Origin of the sequence: Neobacillus sp. C211, from assembly GCF_051842875.1 — a bacterium.
Classification (GTDB): domain Bacteria; phylum Bacillota; class Bacilli; order Bacillales; family Cytobacillaceae; genus Neobacillus.
Genome location: NZ_JBPXRO010000012.1, coordinates 42,963 through 64,919 on the forward strand (window position 1 = coordinate 42,963; position 21,957 = coordinate 64,919).

Consider the following 21,957-nt stretch of genomic DNA (forward strand, 5'->3'; position numbering starts at 1 on the left):
AGGAATGTGATTGTTTTGGTGACGTACAATAATAACAAAAAGATTGGAGAATTAACCATGCATACGATGTGGAAGGGCAGTATTAGCTTTGGACTTGTAAACATTCCCATCAAGCTCCATACGGCGACAGAAGATAAAGATATCAAGCTCCGGACCCTGCATAACAAATGTCATGCCCCGATTAAATATGAAAAGGTTTGTTCTGTTTGTGAGGAAGAAGTGAAGCCAGAGGATATCGTTAAGGCATATGAATATACAAAAGGGAAATTTGTTGTCCTTGATAATGAAGAACTCGAAAAGTTAAGAAAAGAAAACGAAGAGAAAGCGGTCGAAATTATTGATTTTGTAAAAATGGAACAAATTGATCCGATCTATTATGATAGAAGCTACTATATGTCTCCCAGTGAGGGGGGAGGAAAAGCCTATTCCTTGCTTCGAAAGGCCTTGTTGGAGTCTCAAAAAGTTGGACTTGCCAAAATCATCATTCGATCAAAGGAGCAATTAGCCGTTATACGGGTATATGAAAATGTCTTAGTCATGGAAACAATTCATTATCCTGATGAAGTTCGTAAAGCCGGTGATGTACCTAGTGTACCTTCAGAAGACAAAGTGACGAAAAGAGAATTAGACACTGCTATCTTACTGATTGATCAATTAACAACAGATTTTGAGCCGGAAAAATATACTGATGAATACCGGACTGCATTGTTGGAATTGATTGAGTCTAAAAGAAGTGGACAAGAAACTGTATCAGCTGCAACGAAGGAAGTAGCGTCAAATGTCACTGACTTAATGGCAGCATTACAGGCATCCATTGATCGCACAAAACCCAAAAAAGCGGCAGCTCCTAGAAAGAAAGCAGCAACAAGAGTCAAAAAGGAAGCATAATCTAAGAAATTTGCTAACGACCGATTCGAATTCTCTCGGGTCGGTTTTTCATGTTCTTTCAACCATTTTCTTTGCATAATTTTAATAAATATAAAAAATTGGAGGAGAGGCTATGGCTTATAATGTGCTCATGATTGCTGATCCTGGTATCGATGATTCGTTTGCCATCATGTATGCCTTACTTAATCCGAAAATAAACCTAGTTGGTATTGTCAGTGGTTATGGAAATACACCGAAAGAAAAATCGGTTAAGAATACAGCTTACCTGTTAACGTTAGGTGGGAGAGCAGATATTCCAATCATAGCAGGTGCAGCAGGACCAATATCAGGTGAATCAATAGTGTTTTACCCTGAGATACATGGCAAAGAGGGATTAGGACCAATTAAGCCTCCAGATACGATCCAGAATGTAAAAGTTTATGATATTAACAAAATTCTTGAAATTGTTACACAATATAAAGGAAACCTTGTGATTGTTTCTGTCGGAAGATTGACTGAGTTAGCATTGATGTTTATCTTATATGGGAATGACGCATTAAAGGAAGTAAACTCATTTTATATTATGGGAGGGGCTTTTTTGGTTCCTGGAAATATTTCTGCTGAAGCTGAGGCGAATTTTTATGTGGATCCAATTGCGGCAGATACCGTTATGGAAAAAGCTCATAATATTCATCTTTTTCCTTTAAACATAACAAACAAAGCAATCATAACTCCTGATATTATTGACTTCCTTAGCAAAAACAGCCCGACACCCTTTAAACCATTATTAAAACCAGCCTTTGATTATTACTATAAAGCCTATCAGAAGAATGTGCCGGGAATTAAAGGTGCACCACTACATGATGTGGTCCCGTTAATGGCATTAACGGAACCGGATTTCGTAAAATATATCCCGAGAAGAGTAAGAGTAGAGGAATTTGGTAATGCCAAAGGCAAAAGCATCGCTGATTTTCGACCAAAACCTGATAAAGAACCGGTTAATACTCTTGATTACATTGGCATGGAAGCGGATTTACAGAAATTTGTCGTCAATTTCATGGAAATATTTTTACAAGGTAATTTCAATAAAGAGCTATGAACTCAATTTGGGATTCATTGCTCTCGGAATACAATTCACCCCAACGTAAAAAATCTGATTGCTGGTGAGTGATAGGAAACTATTATATTTTTAACTGATATATATTCACTGAATTTCCTAGTTTTTGAAATTTTGTTGACTGAATAGCAGAAATGAGTTAAAATAAAGGTACGCTTTTAAGTTAGTTAAATATTTATTGGTTTAAGTAGTCGTAACTGCACGAAAATGTGGGTGATGTCTATTGCCCAAACGTGTTAGTGCGTCTTTTTTATTTTTTTAAATGTAGGATAAATTAAAAGTGAACTATATTTTGGGGGTTTTTCCATGAACAACGGTAAAGTTAAATGGTTTAATGCAGAAAAAGGATTTGGATTTATTGAAGCTGAAGGCGGTCAAGACGTATTCGTACACTTCTCAGCTATCCAATCAGAAGGCTTCAAAACTTTAGAAGAGGGCCAATCAGTTTCTTTTGAAATCGTTGAAGGCGCTCGCGGACCACAAGCTTCTAACGTTCAAACAGTTTAATTCTTTTAAAAAAAGGTGATGCACCATGATTAAGCATCACCTTTTATATATATGATTTATACACAAATAATAGTTTAAAAGTCAATAGGATACTGCTAAATGATGTATTTGATATTTTCCATATTATTTAGCTAGCAAACTAAGTATTTAAAAACAGTCATGCACTAATTACAAGGGGTGATCGTTTTGGCGTTTGGTAGAAAAAATGATGAGGAAATCAAATTAGAAGAAACTAAAATTTGGGTATGTAGTTCAGAGACTTGTAAATGCTGGATTCGCGACAATTTTAAAAGCACTGATGTGCCACTATGTCCGATCTGCAAAAGTGAAATGACAGAAAGTACTAAAGAATTGCAGGTAATTCACAATCATAGTAAGAATTTTATGTGATCAAATTGTCAGCAGGGAGGTTTCATTTCTCCCTGCCTTTTTATTATGCTTTTGCGTTTTCTTTACAATAGGCAAGGACCAGTTCTTCTTCATCCTCTTCCAGATCAAAGTCAAGGACCTTATCGCTCCCTTGTTCATAAAGATAAAAGTTGGTTATTTTGTCACCATTTTCGTCGCTGACGAAAATGGCCCTTAGGCCAATTCCTTTATCCGAATAAAGCTCATCCTCTTCATCTACATCAAGATCTAAGAAAAACTCATATCGGTCACCTGATAATAGACCGAATGGATCTTCCAATTTTTCAACTGAGTGTCCAGTAATGTTCAAGTGTATCATCCTCTTCAAATTATTCATCCTAATTATTATACACATATTTAAATCAACAAGAAAAACTAGAAGTAGCATTGTTATTATTATTTTTCTCGAATAGTGATGTCCTCTATGTATTAATAGGGACCCTGAATGGTTAAGTCCTTATCAAAAAGGAACATGCAAAAACCGCCAAAAATTATTTCTGGCGGTCTTTATATTAATATAAACACGATAAAACATCGTGTTTTTTGAAAGAATATGTATGGAGGAGAAGATGAGATTCGAACTCACGCAACGGTTACCCGTCCTAACGCATTTCGAGTGCGCCCCCTTATAACCACTTGGGTACTTCTCCATTTTGTCCTATGGAGCGGGTGAGGGGAATCGAACCCCCGCCGTCAGCTTGGGAAGCTGAAATTCTACCATTAAACCACACCCGCAATATTTCAAAATGATACATAAATATTATACCATAATCATTCGACATGGAGCAGAAAAGTTTTGTTTTTAAGTTGATATATTATGTATTGTAGAAAAATTCAAATAACGTTCAAAATCATTCAATTTATGAATGATTTTGAAAGAAAATGATTGATTTTTGCAATCGTTTTCAGTATTATGTACTTAAGAAGAATAAAAAAATAGGTGGTGATGACTTGTTAACACCAGAACGTCATCGAATCATACTTCAATTGTTAAAAGATAAGAATGTTATTAAAATTAATGAAATTATGGAGTTAACCGAGTCTTCGGAGTCAACAATTCGCAGAGACCTCTCTTTGCTAGAAGACCAAAAATTTCTAAAGAGGATCCATGGAGGTGCCTCAAGATTACAGGGGAAACTTCAAGAGCTAAGTATGATTGAGAAATCCTCCAAAAACCTTCAAGAAAAACGATTGATTGCTCAATATGCAGCGAATTTAGTGGAGGAAGGAGATTGCATTTATCTTGATGCTGGGTCCACTGTGATTGAAATGATTGAATTCCTGCCATTAAAGGAGATCGTTGTTGTCACGAATGGATTAATGCATTTAAAGCCATTATTAGATAAGGGCATATCGACCTATTTAATTGGCGGTTTGGCGAAGCCGAATACAAATGCTTTCATCGGAAGGGGAGCCTTAGCTGGTTTAGACCTTTACCGTTTTGATAAATGTTTCATAGGTGTTAATGGCATCCATCCACAATTTGGATTTACAACTCCAGACCAGGAGGAAGCAATGGTGAAGCAAAAGGCAATTTCACTTTCAAGAGAGACCTATGTTTTAGCAGATAATACAAAGTTTGCTGAAATCTCGTTTGCCAAAATTGCTGATATCCATGAAGCAACTATTATCACTAATGATGTAGATGACGAAACGCAGAAGCAATATGTAAATAGAACAACTATAAAGGTAGTGACATCATGATATATACATTAACTTTAAACCCTTCAGTCGACTATATAGTCAAATTAGAGAGCTTTCAGCTAGGAGAATTAAATCGAACTATAAATGAGGCGAAGTTTCCTGGTGGAAAAGGGATAAATGTCTCAACGGTATTAAAACAATTTGGTACCAAAAGTAAGGCACTTGGATTTATTGGTGGTTTTACTGGGGCTTATATTGAACAATATCTTCATAATGAAAAAATTGATACAGACTTTGTCCAGGTTGATGAAGATACTCGAATCAATGTAAAGATTAAGACCAGTCAAGAGTCAGAAATTAATGCCATTGGTCCAAATATTTCAGAACAAAACTTCATACGCCTAAAACAAAAAATTCACCACTTAAAGGCAGATGATCTATTAGTACTAGCTGGAAGTATCCCCGCTAGCTTACCTAAAACAACCTATGAGGAACTAGTGAAAATTTGCAGTGAAAGTGGAGCAGACTTTGTTGTTGATGCTGAAGGTGATTTATTAAAAAAGGTTCTTCCTTATCGGCCATTTTTAATCAAACCGAATCATCATGAACTGGGGGAATTATTTGACACCACCATTGCAAACCCAGCTGAAGTCATCCCATATGGCAAAAGACTCGTGGATATGGGAGCGAAAAATGTAATTGTTTCTCTTGCAGGCGCAGGAGCGGTACTAATAAATAGCGGAATGACACTTTTTGCGGAGGTTCCAAAAGGGGAAGTGAAAAATTCAGTTGGGGCAGGGGACTCTATGGTCGCAGGTTTCTTGGCTGCCTACGAGCGGACCAGAAATATTGAAGAAGCTTTTCGTTATAGTGTAGCGTCAGGAAGTGCAACAGCCTTTTCACTAGGTTTATGTACCAAGGGAAAAGTAGAAGAACTCCTTCCACAAGTTCATATTAAAGAGATCCGTTAAGGGAGAGAAAACCATGAAAATTACTGAATTATTATCAAAAAATACGATTCTTTTAAATATTGAAGGCAATCAAAAAGAAGCAACGATTAATCAGTTGGTTGATGTTCTTTTTAATGCAGGGAAAATATCGGATCGCACTGAATTTAAAGCAGCGATCCTAAAGCGTGAAGAGCAAAGTACAACTGGAATTGGGGATGGGATCGCTATCCCGCATGCTAAAACACAAGTAGTGAAAGAAGCCGCTATTGTCTTTGGTAAATCAGCTGCAGGTGTTAATTATGAATCATTGGACGGTAAACCGGCACATCTATTTTTTATGATTGCTGCTCCAGATGGTGCGAATAATACACATTTAGAAGCGTTAGCCCGACTCTCTGGTTTGTTAATGAAAGCGGAAGTCCGATACGATCTTCTAAAGGCAACTACTCCTGAAGAAATCATTGACACCATTAACCGAAATGATAAAGAAGAAAAACAAGAAACAGTAACAATAAGTAAAAAGAATTTAATAGTTGCTGTTACAGGATGTCCAACTGGTATTGCACATACCTATATGGCCGCCGACTCCTTAAAAGCAAAAGCATCTGAAATGGGTGTAGATATTAAGGTTGAAACCAATGGTTCTGGCGGCGCAAAAAATATTCTGACCAAGGAAGAAATTGAAAATGCAACAGCAGTCATTATTGCTGCAGATATCAATGTGGAAATGGAACGATTCAACGGCAAGCATGTCATTCAAGCAGCAGTAGCAGAAGGAATTCGTCGCCCAGAACAATTAATTGATAAAGCGCTAAAGCAGGATGCACCTTTATTTCGAGGAAATGGCGGACAAAGTGAAAAGGGATCCGATCAAAAAGGGTCACGTACAGGCTTTTATAAGCACCTAATGAATGGTGTTTCTAATATGCTTCCATTTGTTGTCGGCGGTGGAATTCTTATTGCGATTTGCTTTATGTTTGGTTATAACTCATTTAAGCCTGACGATCCATCCTACAACCAGATCTCAGAAGCATTAATGACGATTGGCGGCGGTAACGCATTTGGACTCATTGTTCCTGTTTTAGCAGGGTTTATTGCTCTAAGTATTGCAGATCGTCCAGGTTTTGCTCCAGGTATGGTTGGCGGTATGATGGCGGCAAGTGGCGGAGCAGGCTTCCTTGGCGGTTTAGTTGCTGGTTTTCTCGCAGGTTATGTTGTCCTTCTTCTGAAAAAAGTATTTGCCGGACTGCCTAGATCTTTAGAAGGTATTAAGAGTATCTTACTGTACCCTCTTTTTGGAATTGCCATCACAGGATTCATCATGCTTTATGTAGTGAATAAACCAGTTGCATGGTTGAATGGAACAATTGCTGATTGGTTGACAGGTCTTGGGACAGGTAATGCAGTTTTATTAGGTATTGTGCTAGGTCTTATGATGTCGTTTGATATGGGGGGGCCAGTTAACAAGGCTGCCTATGTATTTGGAACAGGTTTATTAGCGAGTGGTGTTTATGAACCAATGGCAGCGATTATGGCTGCAGGTATGGTACCGCCGCTAGCAATTGCTCTTGCAACGACATTCTTCAAAAATAAATTTAATGACCAAGACAGAGATGCTGGTAAAGCATGTTATGTAATGGGATTATCCTTCATTACCGAAGGGGCGATCCCTTTTGCTGCAGCTGACCCATTGCGTGTCATTCCTTCCGTTATGGCTGGTTCAGCTATCGCAGGTGCACTTTCAATGGCGTTCGGAATTGGTCTTCGCGCACCACATGGTGGAATATTTGTAGTCCCATTGGTTGAGAATGGAGCCCTTCTTTACGCACTAGCTATTTTAGTTGGATCAGTTGTATCAGCACTATTAATCGGTTTCTTAAAAAAACCAGTGAAATAATTAAAAAAATGAAAGAGCTGAGGGATTCCTCAGCTCTTTTGTTCTTGTGCATTGGGTTTTATGGCCATTAATGCGACAAGTGCAGCAATGATACTTAGACTGCCTAAGAGGATAAAAATCCAATGGATCGCATGCTTTAATAACAATGCAATAATCGGAGGTCCAGCAGCAACTCCAATAAACCTCATGGAACTATAAATTGATGAAATGGTTCCTCTTTCTTTTTTTTCAACGCCTTCGGTAATTAAAGCGTCTAGACATGGAAGGCCTGCACCGATTCCAATTCCGCTAATAAGAAACATGGTAATCATGTACCAAAGCTTAATCGAAAACCATAATGCACCAATGGATAAGGCTGTTGCGACAATTCCGGCAAACGTGATCCATTTCATCAATATTTTATTTTTCTTAATCACCTTACCGCTTATAAACGATGATAGGCAAAGTGCTCCTAGTGGTAATGCAAGAAAAAATCCCTTTTTAATATCCTTAATGTTGTATTCTTTTTCAAAAATTTCCGAAAGATAAAATAAAATCCCAAAAAGGACTAGCATGAGTATTCCACCAATAAAAAAGATACCGTATAGCCAACGGCCCTTTTCAGTAAAGGTTTTTTTCACGTTGATGAAAAACTCTTTGAAAGGAATTGGTTTCTCAGTTGTTTTTGGGCTTTTGACCAGAAATATGATCATCACAACGGAAATGGCACAAAATACAGGGAATGAAAAAAACGGCAAAAACCATATGAATCCTGCTAGAAAAGCCCCTAAAATAGGACTTAATACTTTCCCAAACGTATTGGATGTTTCAATTAGACCCAAACAACAACTAACATCATCTTCGTTATTAAACATATCACCAACCAATGGCATGACAATAGGAGCCGCCCCTGCTGCTCCGACCCCTTGCAGTGCTCTACCAGCTAAAATAATCCAATAGGCATCATCAAGTTTCCATGAGGCAAATCCTGAAATTAGACCGCCAATACCGGCAATGATGAGACTAGGGATAATGACCTTTTTTCGACCAATATGGTCTGATAGGTATCCTGCGACAGGTATTAAAAAAATGGCGACAATCGAATAGACAGTAATTATCATACTCGTTTGAAAAGATGAAATGGATAATTTTTTTTCCATTGAAGGTAGAACTGGTATTAACATTGAATTTCCCAATGTCATGACTAAAGGAATGGATGACAGTGAGATGATTGCCCACTTTTGATTAGATATCTCATTGGACCGCTTTTGTCCGGCTGCAGATTGTTTCTTTTTCACAGCTTTTGGATTTTGGCTTAAATGTTCAATATGTTCCATTAATCTTCAATCCCGCCTTCATGATTTGCTATTATTACTATTCGCTTAATCACCTTAAAAAACCCCAGTTAAGGCATCCTTTAAATGGAAAAGAATTAATTTGAAATTTTCTAAATCTTTCACTTGACTTTCACTTGAAATTTGCGTAGGATAAAAGTCAACAACATCAAAGTTAAATAATTAACTCGTTGAGCAAGAGGAGTACACTAATTTATTTCTTCCAAGAGAGTCGGGGTAGGTGGGAGCCCGATAAGAAAGGATTTGTGGAATGGACTTGTGAGAGGCATCTTGAACCTGAGTAGGGATGCACGGAACTCCACCGTTAAAAGGATAGGATATCGAACGGATTGTTCCGTATCTGAAGAGGAAGCAGGTTTTATCCACTGCTTCAAATGGAGGTGGCACCACGACCATAGAATCGTCCTCTATATGCGTAATTAATTGCGCATATAGAGGACGATTTTTTTTTATTTTAGAAAGGAGTCGAAACATGAAAATTAAAAGTGGTTATTTCATAAACGAGATCGAAGGAGACACGCTTACACCAATCTCCATATTACAAAAAATTAGCGGGAAAAAGAAGTTCCTATTGGAAAGTTCTCATAAGTACAATGACTCTGGGCGATATTCCTTTATTGGTGCAGACCCAGCTTTCGAACTTATTTCAAGGGGTGATAATAATGAGATTATTCAGCGGAATGGAGACAAGAAAGTTTTAAAAGGCAACCCTCTCGATGTATTAAAAAAACTTATACCACCCATGGGTTTTGAAGAGTTTCCCTTTCCGTTTATTGGAGGCGCGGTCGGGTACGTGGGGTATGACATTATCAGGCAATATGAAGTAATCGGAGATGAATATTCAAACGGAATGGAAATGCCGGATGTACACTTAATGTTTTATGAAGAAGTTATTATCTTTGATCATCTTGAAGACAAGGTCTTGATTTGTGGGTGTCCTTTAGTCAAGGAGAGCGATAACGCTTTAATTGAAAAAAGAATCAATCAAAGGATAGAAGAGCTAAAGCAGCCTACCTTCTACCCAGCAGAGGAGCCATTTTATTTCTCAGGGTTTGAATCCGAAACAAACAAAGAAGCCTTTATCAAAAATGTAGAAATGGCGAAGGAGCATATTTTAGCAGGTGATATATTTCAAGTAGTCCTTTCAAGACGAATGAAATCAACATTTAACGGAGAACCATTATCGCTTTATCGTAAACATCGTGCGAATAATCCTACTCCTTATATGTTTTATATTGATTTTGATACTTATACCGTTATTGGTTCATCCCCTGAAAGTTTAATTAAAACAAGAGCCAACACAGTTATTTCAAACCCAATTGCAGGGACCAAAAGACGGGGAAAAACAAACGATGAAGATTTGTTGATTGAAAAAGAATTAAAAAATGATGAAAAAGAACTTGCTGAGCATAAGATGCTTGTTGACCTTGGCAGAAATGATCTCGGCAAGATCTGCAATTTTGGTTCCGTTCAAGTAGATAAGTATATGGCGGTAGAAAAATACCGGCATGTGATGCATCTTGTCTCTGAAGTAAGCGGGCATTTAAATGCTGATAAAACAGCAATAGATGCCCTCGCGGCCTGTCTGCCCGCTGGGACTGTTTCAGGAGCCCCGAAGGTTCGGGCTATGGAGATTATTAACTCCTTGGAAAAATCAAAACGAGGGTTATATTCAGGGGCTGTTGGTTATTTATCAGCAGACGGAAATATGGATTTTGCCCTTGCCATCCGAACGATGATTTTAAAAGAGGGTTCAGCATATATTCAGGCAGGGGCTGGTATCGTTTATGACTCAAATCCAGAGTCCGAATATCAAGAGACAATAAATAAACTTAATTCTTTCTTGGAGGGTGAGAAATGATTTTACTGATTGATAATTTTGACTCGTTCACATTCAACCTTTATCAGTATCTAGGGGAATTAGGTGAACAAATTACGGTTTTACGAAATAACCAATTAAGCATGGACCAAATCAGAGATTTAAATCCTAAAGCCATTATTCTCTCCCCAGGACCAGGGAAGCCAGAGGATGCAGGAATTTGTATCGAATTGATTCAAACATTTTATAATAAAATCCCTATTTTAGGAATCTGTCTCGGCCATCAAGCCATTGGTGCAGCTTTCGGTGGGGAGATTCAAAGAGCAGCCCTTATCAAACATGGTAAAACATCATTGATTTCACATCGGAGTGGTGGATTATTTAACGGTCTTCCCAACCCATTAGAAGTGATGCGCTATCATTCATTAATTATTGAGAAGAGTAGTATTCCGGAGGAACTTGAGTGTATTGCTCATTCTGATGATGACCAGGAAATCATGGCCATTAAACATCGTGAATATCCCATTTTCGGTCTTCAGTTTCATCCGGAGTCGATTGGTACTCCATCAGGTAAACAAATCCTAAAAAACTTTTTAAATGAGATAGAGAGGATGAATAAAAGTGAAGAATTATTTACTCCAATTAGCTGAACGTGAATCATTTTCTGAAAACCAGATGAAAGAAGCCGTGCATTTCATTTTGGGTGAGGAGGTTTCTGAATCTGAAATTGCTGCCTTTTTAATGGGATTGAAATCTAAAGGAGAAACAGTTGAAGAAATTACGGGAATTGTAAAAGCGATGAAGGCAAATACGCTGAAATTTAATGAGAAAATTTCAGGCGTTCTTGATAATTGTGGAACAGGAGGGGACGGATCCTCCAGTTTTAACGTGAGTACTACGTCTGCTTTTGTTATTGCTGGTGCTGGAATTCCTGTTGCCAAGCATGGCAATCGAAGTGTTTCGAGCAAAACGGGCAGTGCGGACGTGCTGGAATACTTAGGAATCCATTTAAATCTTTCCGCAGAAAGAACAGAGGAAATTCTTCAGGAAATAGGATTATCCTTCTTATTCGCCCCAAACGTTCATCCAAAGTTAAAGAAAGTCATGACAGTTCGAAAACAATTGAAGATACCAACCATTTTTAACTTTATCGGACCACTTACCAATCCGATTGAGTTGGACTATCAATTGTTGGGTGTGTATCGGAGAGATTTATTGAATGTGTTTGCTGAAGTTCTTTTGAAGTTAGGACGCAAGCGGGCTATTGTTATTAATGGTGCAGGTTTCATGGATGAAGCTTCACTTCAGGGGGAAAATTATTTAACTATTTTAGAGGATGGGAAAATTGCTAATCAATCATTTCTCCCAGAAGAAGTCAATCTCCCACGATATGATAACAGCTGTATTAAGGGTGGAGACTCTAAGGAAAATGCTGAGATATTAATCAATGTGTTAAAAGGGGAGAAGGGTGCTTACCGTGATACGGTTTTACTTAATTCTGGACTAGGAATTTATACAGCAGGTAAAGCAAATTCCATTCAGGATGGGATCAATGTTGCGAAAGAAATCATTGACTCTGGTGCTGCTTATGAAAAATTAACTACTTTAATTGAAAAATCTCAAGCAGCGGGTCAGAAAGAGGCGATATAAGTGGCAACAATCTTAGATAAAATCATTGACCAAAAGAAAAAAGAAGTTCTCTTCCTTCGAGAGGGAAACCAACTATTCGAAGGTACAAATCAGCCGAAAAGATCTTTAATTCAAAAACTGAAAACAGCAGAACAAATATCGATCATATCTGAATTTAAGCGAGCATCTCCTTCAAAAGGAATCATTAATAACATGATTGAGCCTTCCTATCAGGCGGGGTTATATGAAGAATATGGCGCTTCTGCTATTTCTGTACTAACAGATCAAACCTTTTTTAAGGGCTCTTTCTCCGATTTAAGAGCTGTTCGGAGCAAGGTAAATCTGCCGATTCTCTGTAAAGACTTTATCATTGATGAATTGCAAATAAATCTTGCTTCTTCCAATGGGGCGGATATCATTTTACTGATTGTAGCTGCATTAGACGATCAGAGATTGGTTGAACTCCTTCAATATGCTAAGAACTTAGGCTTGGAGGTACTGGTGGAGGTTCATAATCAGAAGGAATTGGAGAGTGCACTTAAGACAGGAGCAAAGCTGATTGGAGTAAATAATCGCGACTTAAAAACCTTTCATGTTTCGCTTGAGGTGACAGAGACATTAGCTTCCATTGTAAAAAGCACTGGTGCGTATCTCATTAGTGAAAGCGGGATCCATCACCAAGAGGATGTAGCACGTGTTAGAAATGCAGGAGCGAATGGGATTTTAGTGGGAGAAGCATTAATGAAAAGTGCAAATGTGAAACAATCCTTTATAGACTTTCGCTTGCCGCTTAATGAAGGTGTAAATAGATGAAAGTAAAAATTTGTGGAATTACTGATATCGAAACAGGGGTTGCGGCGGCTCAATATGGTGCTGATGCTATTGGGTTTGTCTTTGCAGAAAGTAAGCGCAGGATCTCGATTGAGAAAGCACATGAGATAATTGCTAAGATACCTAAAGAGGTGTTTAAGATCGGTGTTTTTGTTAATGAAACAAAAGCAAATATCAAAAGAATCGCTTCCGCTGTGGGCCTGACACATATCCAGTTACACGGAGATGAAACAGCAACATTCAGTGAATCGCTTTCCTTGCCTGTCATTAAGTCAATCAGTTTTCAAGGAAATGAAAGCTTAGAGGCATTGGCTGATTTTCCAAGTGACTTTATTTTACTCGACAGTCCCAAAGGAAAATACAGAGGCGGAAATGGAACGGTGTTTAATTGGAATGAGGTCAATCCTCACTTGATTAATAGCCAAAAAGTCATCCTAGCTGGCGGGTTGCATGCAGACAATGTTGAAGAAGCGATAAAAATTATTAGGCCATATATGGTGGATGTTAGCTCAGGGGTAGAAACCGCTGGGAAAAAGGATTTAAGAAAGATTCAAACATTTATAGAAAAAGCCAAAAGCACACCTGTAGGGAGGTAAAGGGAATGAACACATATACATTGCCAAATGAGAAAGGCCACTTCGGCATTTTCGGGGGGAGATTTGTCCCGGAAACATTAATGAAAGCAGTAATTGAACTTGGTGAAGCCTATGAAAGCGCCAAAAAGGATTCTTCCTTTCAAGCGGAAATTCGAAAATTGTTAAAAGACTATGTGGGGAGAGAAACCCCATTGTATTATGCAGATAACCTGACGAAACACGCGGGCGGGGCTAAGATTTTTCTGAAAAGAGAAGATTTAAACCATACTGGCGCCCATAAAATTAACAATGCGATTGGGCAGGCTCTACTAGCGGTACGTATGGGAAAGAAAAAAATTGTAGCTGAAACTGGTGCAGGTCAGCATGGTGTAGCAACGGCAACCGTTTGTGCCTTATTAAATCTTGATTGTATCGTGTTTATGGGTGAGGAGGACATCAAAAGACAGGCATTAAATGTTTTTCGAATGGAATTGCTGGGTGCAAAGGTCGTCAGTGTCACATCTGGTAGTGCAACATTAAAAGATGCCGTAAACGAAGCCTTAAGATACTGGGTTGAAAATGTAGATGATACCCACTATCTATTAGGATCTGTAATGGGACCACATCCATTTCCGCAAATGGTTAGAGATTTTCAAAGTGTTATTGGCAAAGAAACAAAACAACAATTCCAACTTAGCGAAGGGGCGCTACCGGATGCAGTGGTTGCCTGTATTGGCGGCGGGAGCAATGCGATGGGGATGTTCCATCCATTTATCGAGGATGAGATGGTTAGTCTTTATGGCGTGGAAGCTGCTGGACAGGGTGTTGATACAGAGTATCATGCGGCTTCCTTAACAAAGGGAAGTCCAGGTGTACTACATGGTGCACTAATGTATCTATTACAAGATCAAGATGGTCAAGTTCAAGAAGCCCATTCCATCTCGGCAGGTCTTGATTATCCAGGCGTAGGACCGGAACACAGCTATTTGCATGACATTGGTCGAGCATCATATCAATCGATTACCGATAAAGAAGCGCTAGACGCATTTCAGCTCTTATCGAAGCTTGAAGGAATCATCCCCGCATTAGAGAGTGCTCATGCAATTGCCTTTGCAGTAAAACTAGCTGCAAAAATGGATGAAACAAAAAAGATTGTTGTTTGCCTATCAGGACGCGGAGATAAAGATGTGGATACCGTGAAAACACGGCTGAGAGAGGAGAGATAAGAAATGAACCGTTTTGAAAAAACTTTTACGGCTTTAAAAGAAAATAATACAAAAGCTTTTGTTCCCTACATAATGGCCGGGGATGGTGGGCTGGAATGTTTGGTTGAACGTCTAACACTGTTGGAGAAATTTGGTGCAACTGCGATTGAAGTTGGGGTTCCGTTTTCAGACCCTGTGGCAGATGGACCAACCATTCAACGAGCTGGAATTAGGGCACTGGAAAATGGAACAACTTTAAAGGGGATTATTGCAGAACTAGAAAAAGCGCGAAAGGATGTGTCAGTTCCAATCCTCCTCATGACCTACTTAAATCCCATTTATTCCTATGGGGTAGAGGAATTTGTCCGAGATATTCGTATAGCTGGTGTGGATGGGTGTATTATTCCCGATTTGCCAATAGAAGAAGAGGAAATCATTACGTCACATCTTGAGAAAGCAGAAATTGAGTTGATTCGACTCGTAACGCTGACAACACCAATGGAGCGAATCAAAACGATTTCAAGCAAGGGCAAGGGATTTTTATACACGGTTACAATTAAGGGGATTACAGGGGCAAGAAATGAATATGATTCGGAATTGAATCAATTTTTAAAATCTGTAAAAGATGTAAGTCCGATTCCCGTCTTGGCTGGCTTCGGCATTTCAAATAAAGAACAAATAACGGACCTAACAAAATACTGTGATGGAGTTATTGTCGGCAGTAAAATTGTCGATTTATTTAACAGTCAAAATTTGTCCGAAATGGAAAAGTTGATGTCAGTCTTCAAACCAAAATCAAAGATTGTATAGGTAAAAGGTCTACTCTCGACTGCGTGAGTAGACCTTTTATATTTTAGTGTCATTTATTACTGCACAGGAGTCCTCTATAATTAAAATAATTTAATTTGCGGAATTGTTTTTTTGAAACAACTGTCCTCCATTCCGCTAATACAAATTAAATTTGCATAAAAGCAGTAATTCCCGGCTTCTTGAAAGCTAGTGATATATCCTGTATAATGGTCTTTATACTTTATTTAGAAAATAAATTCCCATGATGTTTACTTTTCTGAAACTTCCCGTTGTGGAAGTTTTGTTTGTTTTCATTAGATATGTTATTTTTCAGATAATATTACTTTTACAAGGAGCGTAGATGATATGAAGGAAATGACGGTGGAAGAACTTTTTACGACAAAGAACCCAGTAATCATTGATATACGCTCACCGATCGAGTTTAAAGATGGCACAATTCCGGGAGCAATTAATGTTCCCTTATTTACAAATGAGGAACGACAAATAATCGGAACCATTTACAAACAAGAAGGGGCGGCGATTGCGAAATGGAAGGCAATGGAAATTGTCTCGCCTAAAATTCCTGAACTCCTTCAAACAATAAAAAAATGCGTTTCAGACGATATGGAACTTATTATCCATTGCTGGCGTGGTGGAATGCGAAGTAAGGCAGTGGTTACATTTTTAGAGTTTGCCGGAATTTATTCATGGCGACTCGTAGGCGGTTATAAAGCATACCGCCACTATATTCTTGAACAATTGCCTACAATGCTTCCTAACAAAGCAGTCGTCCTCCACGGACTGACCGGTGTTGGTAAAACAGAGGTCTTAAAGATATTGAAAAAGAAGGGATATCCAATCTTAGACCTTGAAGAGATGGCGGGCCATCGCGGTTCGATATTTGGAACGATTGGTCTTGGTGACGGTCATAACCAAAAAACATTTGACTCCCTTCTATTTAAAGGTCTTCAAGAAATAAAAGATGCTGATTATTTTCTGGTTGAAGCGGAAAGCAAAAGAATTGGAAAAGCTGTCCAAACTGAAGAATTAATGGATAAAAGAATGCAAGGTATTAACATCAATCTCAACACCCCCATTAATCAACGGGTAAAGCATCTTGTCGCCGAGTATGTGCAGCCGTACAAGGAAGAACCCTGGTATTTCGAAAAGATTTTTGATGGTATTGAAAAGGTGTTAAGACGTGTTAAAGATCCAGACATTAAAAAATCGCTCATCCAAACGTTAACAGATCGTAATTATCCTGATATGATTCGAATTTTACTTGAACATTATTATGATCCACGCTACGTACATGCAAAACAAGAGTATGAAGGAGAATTCTTTGAAATATCTGCAGAACACCCTGTTGATGCAGCAGACAAAATTGCTTCAAAACTTAATGGGTTAGGCTTTCGGCCTATTAGACAGTTAAATAACCAACTTTAATTTAGATTATTTCCAATCGAGATCTTGAATAAATACATGCTGAAAGCTAAATAAAGATCATTTAGTTATTGAAAAACCGCTGAATCCTTTCAGCGGTTTTTTCATTGGGTTTTTGCTAACGATTTTTAAATGGTTTTAAACCACGCCGTTTGATTTCATCCTTTAAGATCTTAATCCATTCTTTTTCCTTGTCAGACTTTAATGCATCCCGATACGAAAAAACCAATTGCTCATTACTCATAATTTTCATTTTTTATGAATGCCTCCTTGGTAATGGATTGAATATTCAGTTTTTATAATTGTAATGGTTTACATTCCTTTTGAGAACCCAAAATTAATAAAATTTGAAAAAAGTTCAAATTTCTTAAATTAATAACAGATATTTTAAATAAAAAACTAATACTTTTGTAATTGACTCATGATATGGTTGCACAGAACCGTCCCGATTGATTATACTAGAAATTGGACATTGATCGAAAGGAACGGTGGCAACAATGATTCACCTATCATGGCGTGATCGTGAAAAAGTAAAAAAAATAAAATGCGTTCACACGGATGCAAAAAAATACCTTGTCAATAACGCCTTAACGGCTGGGAAAGTCTATGATGTGAAAAATGAAACTGAAGAATTTTATTACATTATTGACAATACTGGAAAAGTAGGCGGCTTCTACAAGGAATATTTCCAAAATGTATAGATAAACATGACTGTGGAGCATAGCCCGCAGTCTTTTTATATGGAAAAAGTGGTAAAGATACGGCAAATAAAGGGGAGAATTAAATAATGGTTAAATTGTGGAACAACCTTTTTTCGTTACAAGGGGAAAATGTAAATTTGATTCCAATCAGTATGGACCATTTAGAGGGCTTATGGGAAGCGGCTAAACCAGATGAAATATGGACGTATATGGCGACCAAGGTTCGATCAAAAAATGAAATGGAACAATTGATTAAAGCAGCATTGAAAGCTAGAGAAAATGGATCAGAATACACTTTCACCGTTGTAAATAAAGAAAATCAAGTGATTGGCAGCACCCGATTCTTAGACATATCGCCGCGACATAAAAGTGCTGAAATTGGTTCGACATGGTATCACCCAGATGTATGGCGGACAAAGGTAAATACAGAATGTAAATTCCTGTTATTAAGGCATGCCTTTGAAAATTGGAACCTCACGCGTGTTCAACTAAAAACAGACTCTCGAAATGAAAGGTCCCAGCAAGCTATTGCTAGAATTGGAGCTGTAAAGGAAGGGATATTACGAAAAGATCGGATTATTTCCGATGGATACACTAGGGACACGGTCTTTTTTAGTATTCTTTGTCATGAATGGGACAATGTAAGAACTGAGCTTAGATTGAAACTGCAGTGAAAGAGTAAGATGCCTGGTCAATTTGCCAGGCAATTTACTTCCCGTCCCACTTTATATTACTTCGCATTAGGAAACACTCTGCGGATGGTATCGGAAAACTCATCGATAAAACCTGAAACCGTTCTTCCATTCCGAATATCTCTTGAATAGGTATTCATTCGATCATAAAAATCAGGATTAACAGAAATATAAACATTGTCAATGTCTCGATCAACAGATTTAACTGCTCGAGCAATCTTTTCTTTAATAGCTGAAGTCAATTCATTACGAGCTGAAACGTCCAATTTAGCCGCAACATAAGCATTATTATCGTTTACAATGACAGTTGCGTTGTCTACTTCAGTTAAGTTGATTACTTTATCAGCAGCCTTGTCCGCTACTCTAGTATTGGTTTGATTGCTTCCAACATTGTTATTATTGCGTCCATTGGTAATAGTGTTATAATTTCTGTTGCGATCTAATTCCGGATCACTAGTATCTGCACTTGAAATAGCTGGTCCGACCTGATTAGGGTTATTAAAATTCACTCTAGTTATTTCATTTGTATTTCGTTGCCGGGTTGTTACATCACCATCGATATTATTCTTTGCACAACCTGTTAAATAAAGACTCGAAACGAGGGTGGCAATGACGAATAAGCTGTTTCTCATGTTGTATTAACACTCCCTTGTCAAACTACTACAATTAGGTTGCCATTTTTGTAAAAAACTATCCTAACCGGTCTAAGTTGATAATTATAAAAAGGAAAATGTTTAGGGGTGTGTGCTTTGATTTATTTTTTAGTTGGATTGGGCGGAGTCGTTGGAAGTTTGCTCCGCTATTTATTATCAGTTTTTGCTGTAGTGGTATGGGGGAAAGAATTTCCAATAGGAACCCTTTTAATAAATTTAACAGGTTCCTTTCTATTGGGTTTTATGACAAATCATGTTGTTAGTTCCAATAAGCTTCATCCGTATTTGTTTACCGCACTTACCACTGGTGTCATTGGTTCGTATACTACCTTTTCAACTTTTTGCTTTGAGACGGTTCATTTACTCGAAACAGGAAAATACATATTTGGCTTCCTTTATTTAATTGTTAGTTTATTTGGAGGTCTATTTTTGGCTAAGGCAGGAATGTTACTTAGTGAACAAGCAAATAAATCGAGGAGAGTAATATGATTGAGATTATATTTGTTTCAATTGGTGGTTTTTTTGGAGCGATTTGCCGCTTTGCGATTAGCAGAAACCAAACTAAAACAGGGTTTCCCTCAGCTACCCTAACAGTCAATTTCATTGGTGCTTTTTTATTGGGGTTACTCCTTGGACTGAATGTAAAAGGGTCATTATATTCCTTAATAGGTATTGGATTTATGGGGTCATTTACGACTTTTTCGACATTAATACTTGAATCGGTAAAACTTAAAAGGGAAAAAAAGAAAAAGCTTTATTACAGCTATTTGCTAAGCAGTTTCACGATAGGAATCATTCTTGCCTTTTGTGGGCTATTGTTAGGAAGCAGGATCTAAAAAAGAAGCATCAAAGGATGCTTCTTTTTCAATTTGATTATTTTTGTTTGACTTGGACTTTTGGTGTTTTTTTTATCTGATAAAGACTTTTGCTAATCATAGTTTGTACAATAAGGAATGTACCGCCTACCACCCAATAAAGAGGCAGGGCTGCCGGTGCATTAAAAGAAAACATGACAATCATTAATGGAGATAGCAATCCCATGTATTTCATTTGGTCTTGCTGTGTTGTTGGCATATTGGACTGGGAAACTTTAAACTGGAAGTAGTAAATAACCCCAGCAATGATTGTAATAATAATGTCTGGATTTCCGAGACTAAACCATAAAAACTCGTGGGTTTTAATTTCTTCTGAACCGCGAATCGCATAATAGAAGCCAGTTAGAATAGGCATTTGAATGAGCAATGGCAAACAGCCCATATTTAATGGATTTACCCCGTGCTTTTTATAAAGGCCCATCATTTCCGCTTGTAGTTCTTGCTTTTTCTTAGGATCCTTTTCAGTTTTCATCTTTGCTTGAATAACGTCCATTTCGGGTTTTAATACATCCATCTTTTCCTTCATACCCATTTGATTTTTATACTGTCTGAGCATTAACGGCATTAACGCTAGTCTGATAATTATTGTAACAATAATTATGGCCAAACCATAGTTTCCGTTAAAGAATTCAGCAACGGAATGGATAGATACAGAAAAAGGATTGACAACATAATGTTGAAAAAATCCAGTATTGTTAGTTCCTTTTTGTGTTTGAGATGAACAAGCCGATAGCAATAATGTTATTAAGCCAAGCAGTGAGAATAATAGTAGTGAAGATCGTTTTGTTTTCATATTTCCTCCTAGAATGTTGTAAATAAATTGTTAAGTATAGAGGAAGGAAATAGGCTCTTCAGTATCATCCTGAGAATATTCTTTTCTACGAAAATATATAACAATTCTTTTCAGAATATAGCTTCCATTTAAACAACTTTTCTTACGGTAAAAAGCCAATGGGTGAATAATTTCTGTTCTTGCTTGATTAGATAAGGAGCCAAGAAAAGAATATTCCACACTCCAAGCCCATAAGAATTTCAAAGTAATTCCTAAATAAATACTGACGTAAAGGGCGTTTAGTGCATTGATATCTGAAATATCTATAAGCAATTGAAACAAAAATTATCACCTCACTTAATTGTCAATGATATGAGTATATAGTAGAAATGGTAAAGAATCAATTTTATAATTGCGATTATACCATATTTTGAAGACATTACTAATTGGACTAATAAGTTCTTAAAAAACACTGATTCAGAAGTGAATCAGTGTTCAATCGGTGCCTTCCAGTGTGCTGTAATCAATTTATAAGCAAACTCGACTTTTTCCTCTGTAGGTGGTTCGACAGAGTTTAGTTGATATTCAAGTCCAAGTGCTTCCCACTTATATACGCCGAGCTTGTGATACGGCAGGATTTCAATCTTTTGGACATTTTTAAGCGTTCCGATAAATTTACCGAGTTTTTCCAGATCTTCAGGATCATCCGTAACCGTAGGGACAAGCACATGACGTACCCAAACCGGAACTTGATGGTCTGATAAAAATGTTGCAAATTCAAGAATATGATCATTGGACATACCAGTTAACTGGATATGTTTTTTTCGGTTAATATGCTTCAAATCGAGAAGGATTAAGTCAGTATACTGTAAGAGTTCTTCGAGCTGTTCAATAAAAAGCTTGGAATGGGAGAAACAGCCACCAGAAGAATCGATGGTAGTATGAACCCCTTTCTTTTTGCATTCCTTAAACAATTCTATTAAAAAAGGAATTTGCAACAGTGGTTCTCCACCGCTTACTGTAATACCGCCACCCGACGATTGAATAAAGGGGAGGTATGAGATTAGATCAACCATGATATCGGAAACAGCCATTTCTTTGCCGCTGCCGATTTCCCAAGTATCAGCATTATGGCAAAACTGGCACCTTAATAGACAGCCTTGTGTGAAAATTACATATCGGATCCCTGGTCCGTCGACTGTCCCTAATGTTTCGATTGAATGAATATTTCCGTTCATGATGATGATCC

26 protein-coding genes, 2 tRNA genes and 1 other annotated feature are annotated in these 21,957 nt (G+C 37.7%); of the genes, 19 read left to right on the plus strand and 9 right to left on the minus strand.

The window, feature by feature from the left end:
• Positions 1-57: 57 nt before the first annotated feature.
• The 4 genes from ACSU6B_RS13015 (at position 58) to ACSU6B_RS13030 (ending at position 2,881) form a co-directional block, all read left to right on the plus strand.
• A complete protein-coding gene (locus tag ACSU6B_RS13015) occupies positions 58-888 on the plus strand; it encodes a non-homologous end joining protein Ku (RefSeq protein WP_214998337.1) in 831 nt (276 codons plus the stop codon).
• Between the two features lie 112 nt (positions 889-1,000).
• On the plus strand, positions 1,001-1,966 hold the full coding sequence (locus tag ACSU6B_RS13020) for a nucleoside hydrolase (RefSeq protein WP_410885769.1): 966 nt from the start codon (positions 1,001-1,003) through the stop codon (positions 1,964-1,966).
• A 324-nt stretch (positions 1,967-2,290) separates the two neighbouring features.
• A complete protein-coding gene (gene cspD, locus ACSU6B_RS13025) occupies positions 2,291-2,491 on the plus strand; it encodes a cold-shock protein (RefSeq protein WP_214712564.1) in 201 nt (66 codons plus the stop codon).
• 186 nt (positions 2,492-2,677) lie between these two features.
• The gene (locus ACSU6B_RS13030; RefSeq protein ID WP_179195903.1) at positions 2,678-2,881 is read left to right on the plus strand and encodes a cold-shock protein; all 204 of its coding nucleotides are present in this window, start codon (positions 2,678-2,680) and stop codon (positions 2,879-2,881) included.
• A gap of 43 nt (positions 2,882-2,924) precedes the next feature.
• On the opposite strand, the gene ACSU6B_RS13035 is transcribed toward ACSU6B_RS13030, so the two are convergent.
• The 3 genes from ACSU6B_RS13035 to ACSU6B_RS13045 all read right to left on the minus strand — a co-directional run bounded on the left by ACSU6B_RS13035 (position 2,925) and on the right by ACSU6B_RS13045 (position 3,634).
• Entirely contained in the window at positions 2,925-3,218 is a 294-nt protein-coding gene (locus ACSU6B_RS13035) for a DUF6509 family protein (RefSeq protein ID WP_410885939.1), read from the minus strand.
• A gap of 239 nt (positions 3,219-3,457) precedes the next feature.
• A tRNA-Ser gene (locus ACSU6B_RS13040) sits at positions 3,458-3,549 on the minus strand.
• A gap of 11 nt (positions 3,550-3,560) precedes the next feature.
• Positions 3,561-3,634, minus strand: a tRNA-Gly gene (locus ACSU6B_RS13045).
• Positions 3,635-3,850: 216 nt separating this feature from the next.
• On the opposite strand from ACSU6B_RS13045, the gene ACSU6B_RS13050 reads away from it, so the two are divergent.
• Genes ACSU6B_RS13050 through ACSU6B_RS13060 form a run of 3 tightly spaced genes read left to right on the plus strand, consistent with a single transcriptional unit; the run spans position 3,851 to position 7,390 of the window.
• On the plus strand, positions 3,851-4,603 hold the full coding sequence (locus tag ACSU6B_RS13050; RefSeq protein WP_410885772.1) for a DeoR/GlpR family DNA-binding transcription regulator: 753 nt from the start codon (positions 3,851-3,853) through the stop codon (positions 4,601-4,603).
• Positions 4,600-5,514, plus strand: a complete 915-nt coding sequence (gene pfkB / locus ACSU6B_RS13055) for a 1-phosphofructokinase (RefSeq protein ID WP_410885774.1) — start codon at positions 4,600-4,602, stop codon at positions 5,512-5,514. The genes ACSU6B_RS13050 and pfkB overlap by 4 nt, the downstream gene beginning before the upstream one ends.
• A gap of 13 nt (positions 5,515-5,527) precedes the next feature.
• Positions 5,528-7,390, plus strand: coding sequence for a PTS fructose transporter subunit IIABC (locus tag ACSU6B_RS13060; RefSeq protein ID WP_410885775.1), 1,863 nt, complete (start codon positions 5,528-5,530; stop codon positions 7,388-7,390).
• A gap of 29 nt (positions 7,391-7,419) precedes the next feature.
• On the opposite strand, the gene ACSU6B_RS13065 is transcribed toward ACSU6B_RS13060, so the two are convergent.
• Complete coding sequence (locus tag ACSU6B_RS13065) at positions 7,420-8,706, minus strand: MFS transporter (RefSeq protein ID WP_410885777.1); 1,287 nt, start codon at positions 8,704-8,706, stop codon at positions 7,420-7,422.
• A gap of 179 nt (positions 8,707-8,885) precedes the next feature.
• Positions 8,886-9,135 (plus strand) — a binding site (T-box leader).
• Between the two features lie 61 nt (positions 9,136-9,196).
• Between ACSU6B_RS13065 and trpE the strand changes: the two genes are divergently transcribed.
• From trpE to mnmH, 8 genes are all read left to right on the plus strand, one after another.
• Positions 9,197-10,585 carry an anthranilate synthase component I gene (trpE, locus tag ACSU6B_RS13070; protein WP_410885779.1) on the plus strand — a complete coding sequence of 463 codons (1,389 nt, stop codon included), beginning with the start codon at positions 9,197-9,199 and terminating at the stop codon, positions 10,583-10,585.
• Positions 10,582-11,193 (plus strand): anthranilate synthase component II, encoded by a 612-nt coding sequence (locus tag ACSU6B_RS13075; protein WP_410885781.1) that lies wholly within the window; start codon positions 10,582-10,584, stop codon positions 11,191-11,193. Before trpE ends, ACSU6B_RS13075 begins: the two co-directional genes overlap by 4 nt.
• The gene (gene trpD, locus ACSU6B_RS13080) at positions 11,165-12,193 is read left to right on the plus strand and encodes an anthranilate phosphoribosyltransferase (RefSeq protein ID WP_410885783.1); all 1,029 of its coding nucleotides are present in this window, start codon (positions 11,165-11,167) and stop codon (positions 12,191-12,193) included. The genes ACSU6B_RS13075 and trpD overlap by 29 nt, the downstream gene beginning before the upstream one ends.
• Positions 12,194-12,985 (plus strand): indole-3-glycerol phosphate synthase TrpC, encoded by a 792-nt coding sequence (gene trpC / locus ACSU6B_RS13085; RefSeq protein WP_214712579.1) that lies wholly within the window; start codon positions 12,194-12,196, stop codon positions 12,983-12,985.
• Entirely contained in the window at positions 12,982-13,599 is a 618-nt protein-coding gene (locus ACSU6B_RS13090; RefSeq protein ID WP_410885786.1) for a phosphoribosylanthranilate isomerase, read from the plus strand. Before trpC ends, ACSU6B_RS13090 begins: the two co-directional genes overlap by 4 nt.
• Positions 13,600-13,604: 5 nt before the next feature.
• Positions 13,605-14,804 (plus strand): tryptophan synthase subunit beta, encoded by a 1,200-nt coding sequence (gene trpB, locus ACSU6B_RS13095; RefSeq protein WP_214998348.1) that lies wholly within the window; start codon positions 13,605-13,607, stop codon positions 14,802-14,804.
• A 3-nt stretch (positions 14,805-14,807) separates the two neighbouring features.
• Positions 14,808-15,593, plus strand: coding sequence for a tryptophan synthase subunit alpha (trpA, locus tag ACSU6B_RS13100; RefSeq protein ID WP_410885788.1), 786 nt, complete (start codon positions 14,808-14,810; stop codon positions 15,591-15,593).
• A gap of 345 nt (positions 15,594-15,938) precedes the next feature.
• Entirely contained in the window at positions 15,939-17,018 is a 1,080-nt protein-coding gene (mnmH, locus tag ACSU6B_RS13105; protein ID WP_410885790.1) for a tRNA 2-selenouridine(34) synthase MnmH, read from the plus strand.
• A gap of 115 nt (positions 17,019-17,133) precedes the next feature.
• Here mnmH and sda read toward each other — a convergent pair whose 3' ends face one another.
• Positions 17,134-17,268, minus strand: coding sequence for a sporulation histidine kinase inhibitor Sda (sda, locus tag ACSU6B_RS13110; protein ID WP_066256632.1), 135 nt, complete (start codon positions 17,266-17,268; stop codon positions 17,134-17,136).
• 244 nt (positions 17,269-17,512) lie between these two features.
• Between sda and ACSU6B_RS13115 the strand changes: the two genes are divergently transcribed.
• A complete protein-coding gene (locus ACSU6B_RS13115) occupies positions 17,513-17,716 on the plus strand; it encodes a DUF6501 family protein (protein ID WP_410885792.1) in 204 nt (67 codons plus the stop codon).
• Between the two features lie 86 nt (positions 17,717-17,802).
• The gene (locus ACSU6B_RS13120) at positions 17,803-18,390 is read left to right on the plus strand and encodes a GNAT family N-acetyltransferase (RefSeq protein WP_410885794.1); all 588 of its coding nucleotides are present in this window, start codon (positions 17,803-17,805) and stop codon (positions 18,388-18,390) included.
• 56 nt (positions 18,391-18,446) lie between these two features.
• Here the strand turns inward: ACSU6B_RS13120 and ACSU6B_RS13125 are convergent, their stop codons facing one another.
• Positions 18,447-19,040, minus strand: coding sequence for a YhcN/YlaJ family sporulation lipoprotein (locus ACSU6B_RS13125; protein ID WP_410885796.1), 594 nt, complete (start codon positions 19,038-19,040; stop codon positions 18,447-18,449).
• A 117-nt stretch (positions 19,041-19,157) separates the two neighbouring features.
• Here ACSU6B_RS13125 and crcB point away from each other — a divergent pair, with 117 nt between their 5' ends.
• A complete protein-coding gene (crcB, locus tag ACSU6B_RS13130) occupies positions 19,158-19,550 on the plus strand; it encodes a fluoride efflux transporter CrcB (protein ID WP_168244774.1) in 393 nt (130 codons plus the stop codon).
• A complete protein-coding gene (locus ACSU6B_RS13135) occupies positions 19,547-19,897 on the plus strand; it encodes a fluoride efflux transporter FluC (RefSeq protein ID WP_410885798.1) in 351 nt (116 codons plus the stop codon). Before crcB ends, ACSU6B_RS13135 begins: the two co-directional genes overlap by 4 nt.
• A gap of 37 nt (positions 19,898-19,934) precedes the next feature.
• Here the strand turns inward: ACSU6B_RS13135 and yidC are convergent, their stop codons facing one another.
• From yidC to pflA, 3 genes are all read right to left on the minus strand, one after another.
• A complete protein-coding gene (yidC, locus tag ACSU6B_RS13140) occupies positions 19,935-20,729 on the minus strand; it encodes a membrane protein insertase YidC (RefSeq protein ID WP_410885800.1) in 795 nt (264 codons plus the stop codon).
• Positions 20,730-20,759: 30 nt separating this feature from the next.
• Complete coding sequence (locus ACSU6B_RS13145; RefSeq protein WP_088088624.1) at positions 20,760-21,050, minus strand: hypothetical protein; 291 nt, start codon at positions 21,048-21,050, stop codon at positions 20,760-20,762.
• Between the two features lie 146 nt (positions 21,051-21,196).
• Positions 21,197-21,946 (minus strand): pyruvate formate-lyase-activating protein, encoded by a 750-nt coding sequence (gene pflA / locus ACSU6B_RS13150; protein ID WP_410885802.1) that lies wholly within the window; start codon positions 21,944-21,946, stop codon positions 21,197-21,199.
• Positions 21,947-21,957: the final 11 nt, after the last annotated feature.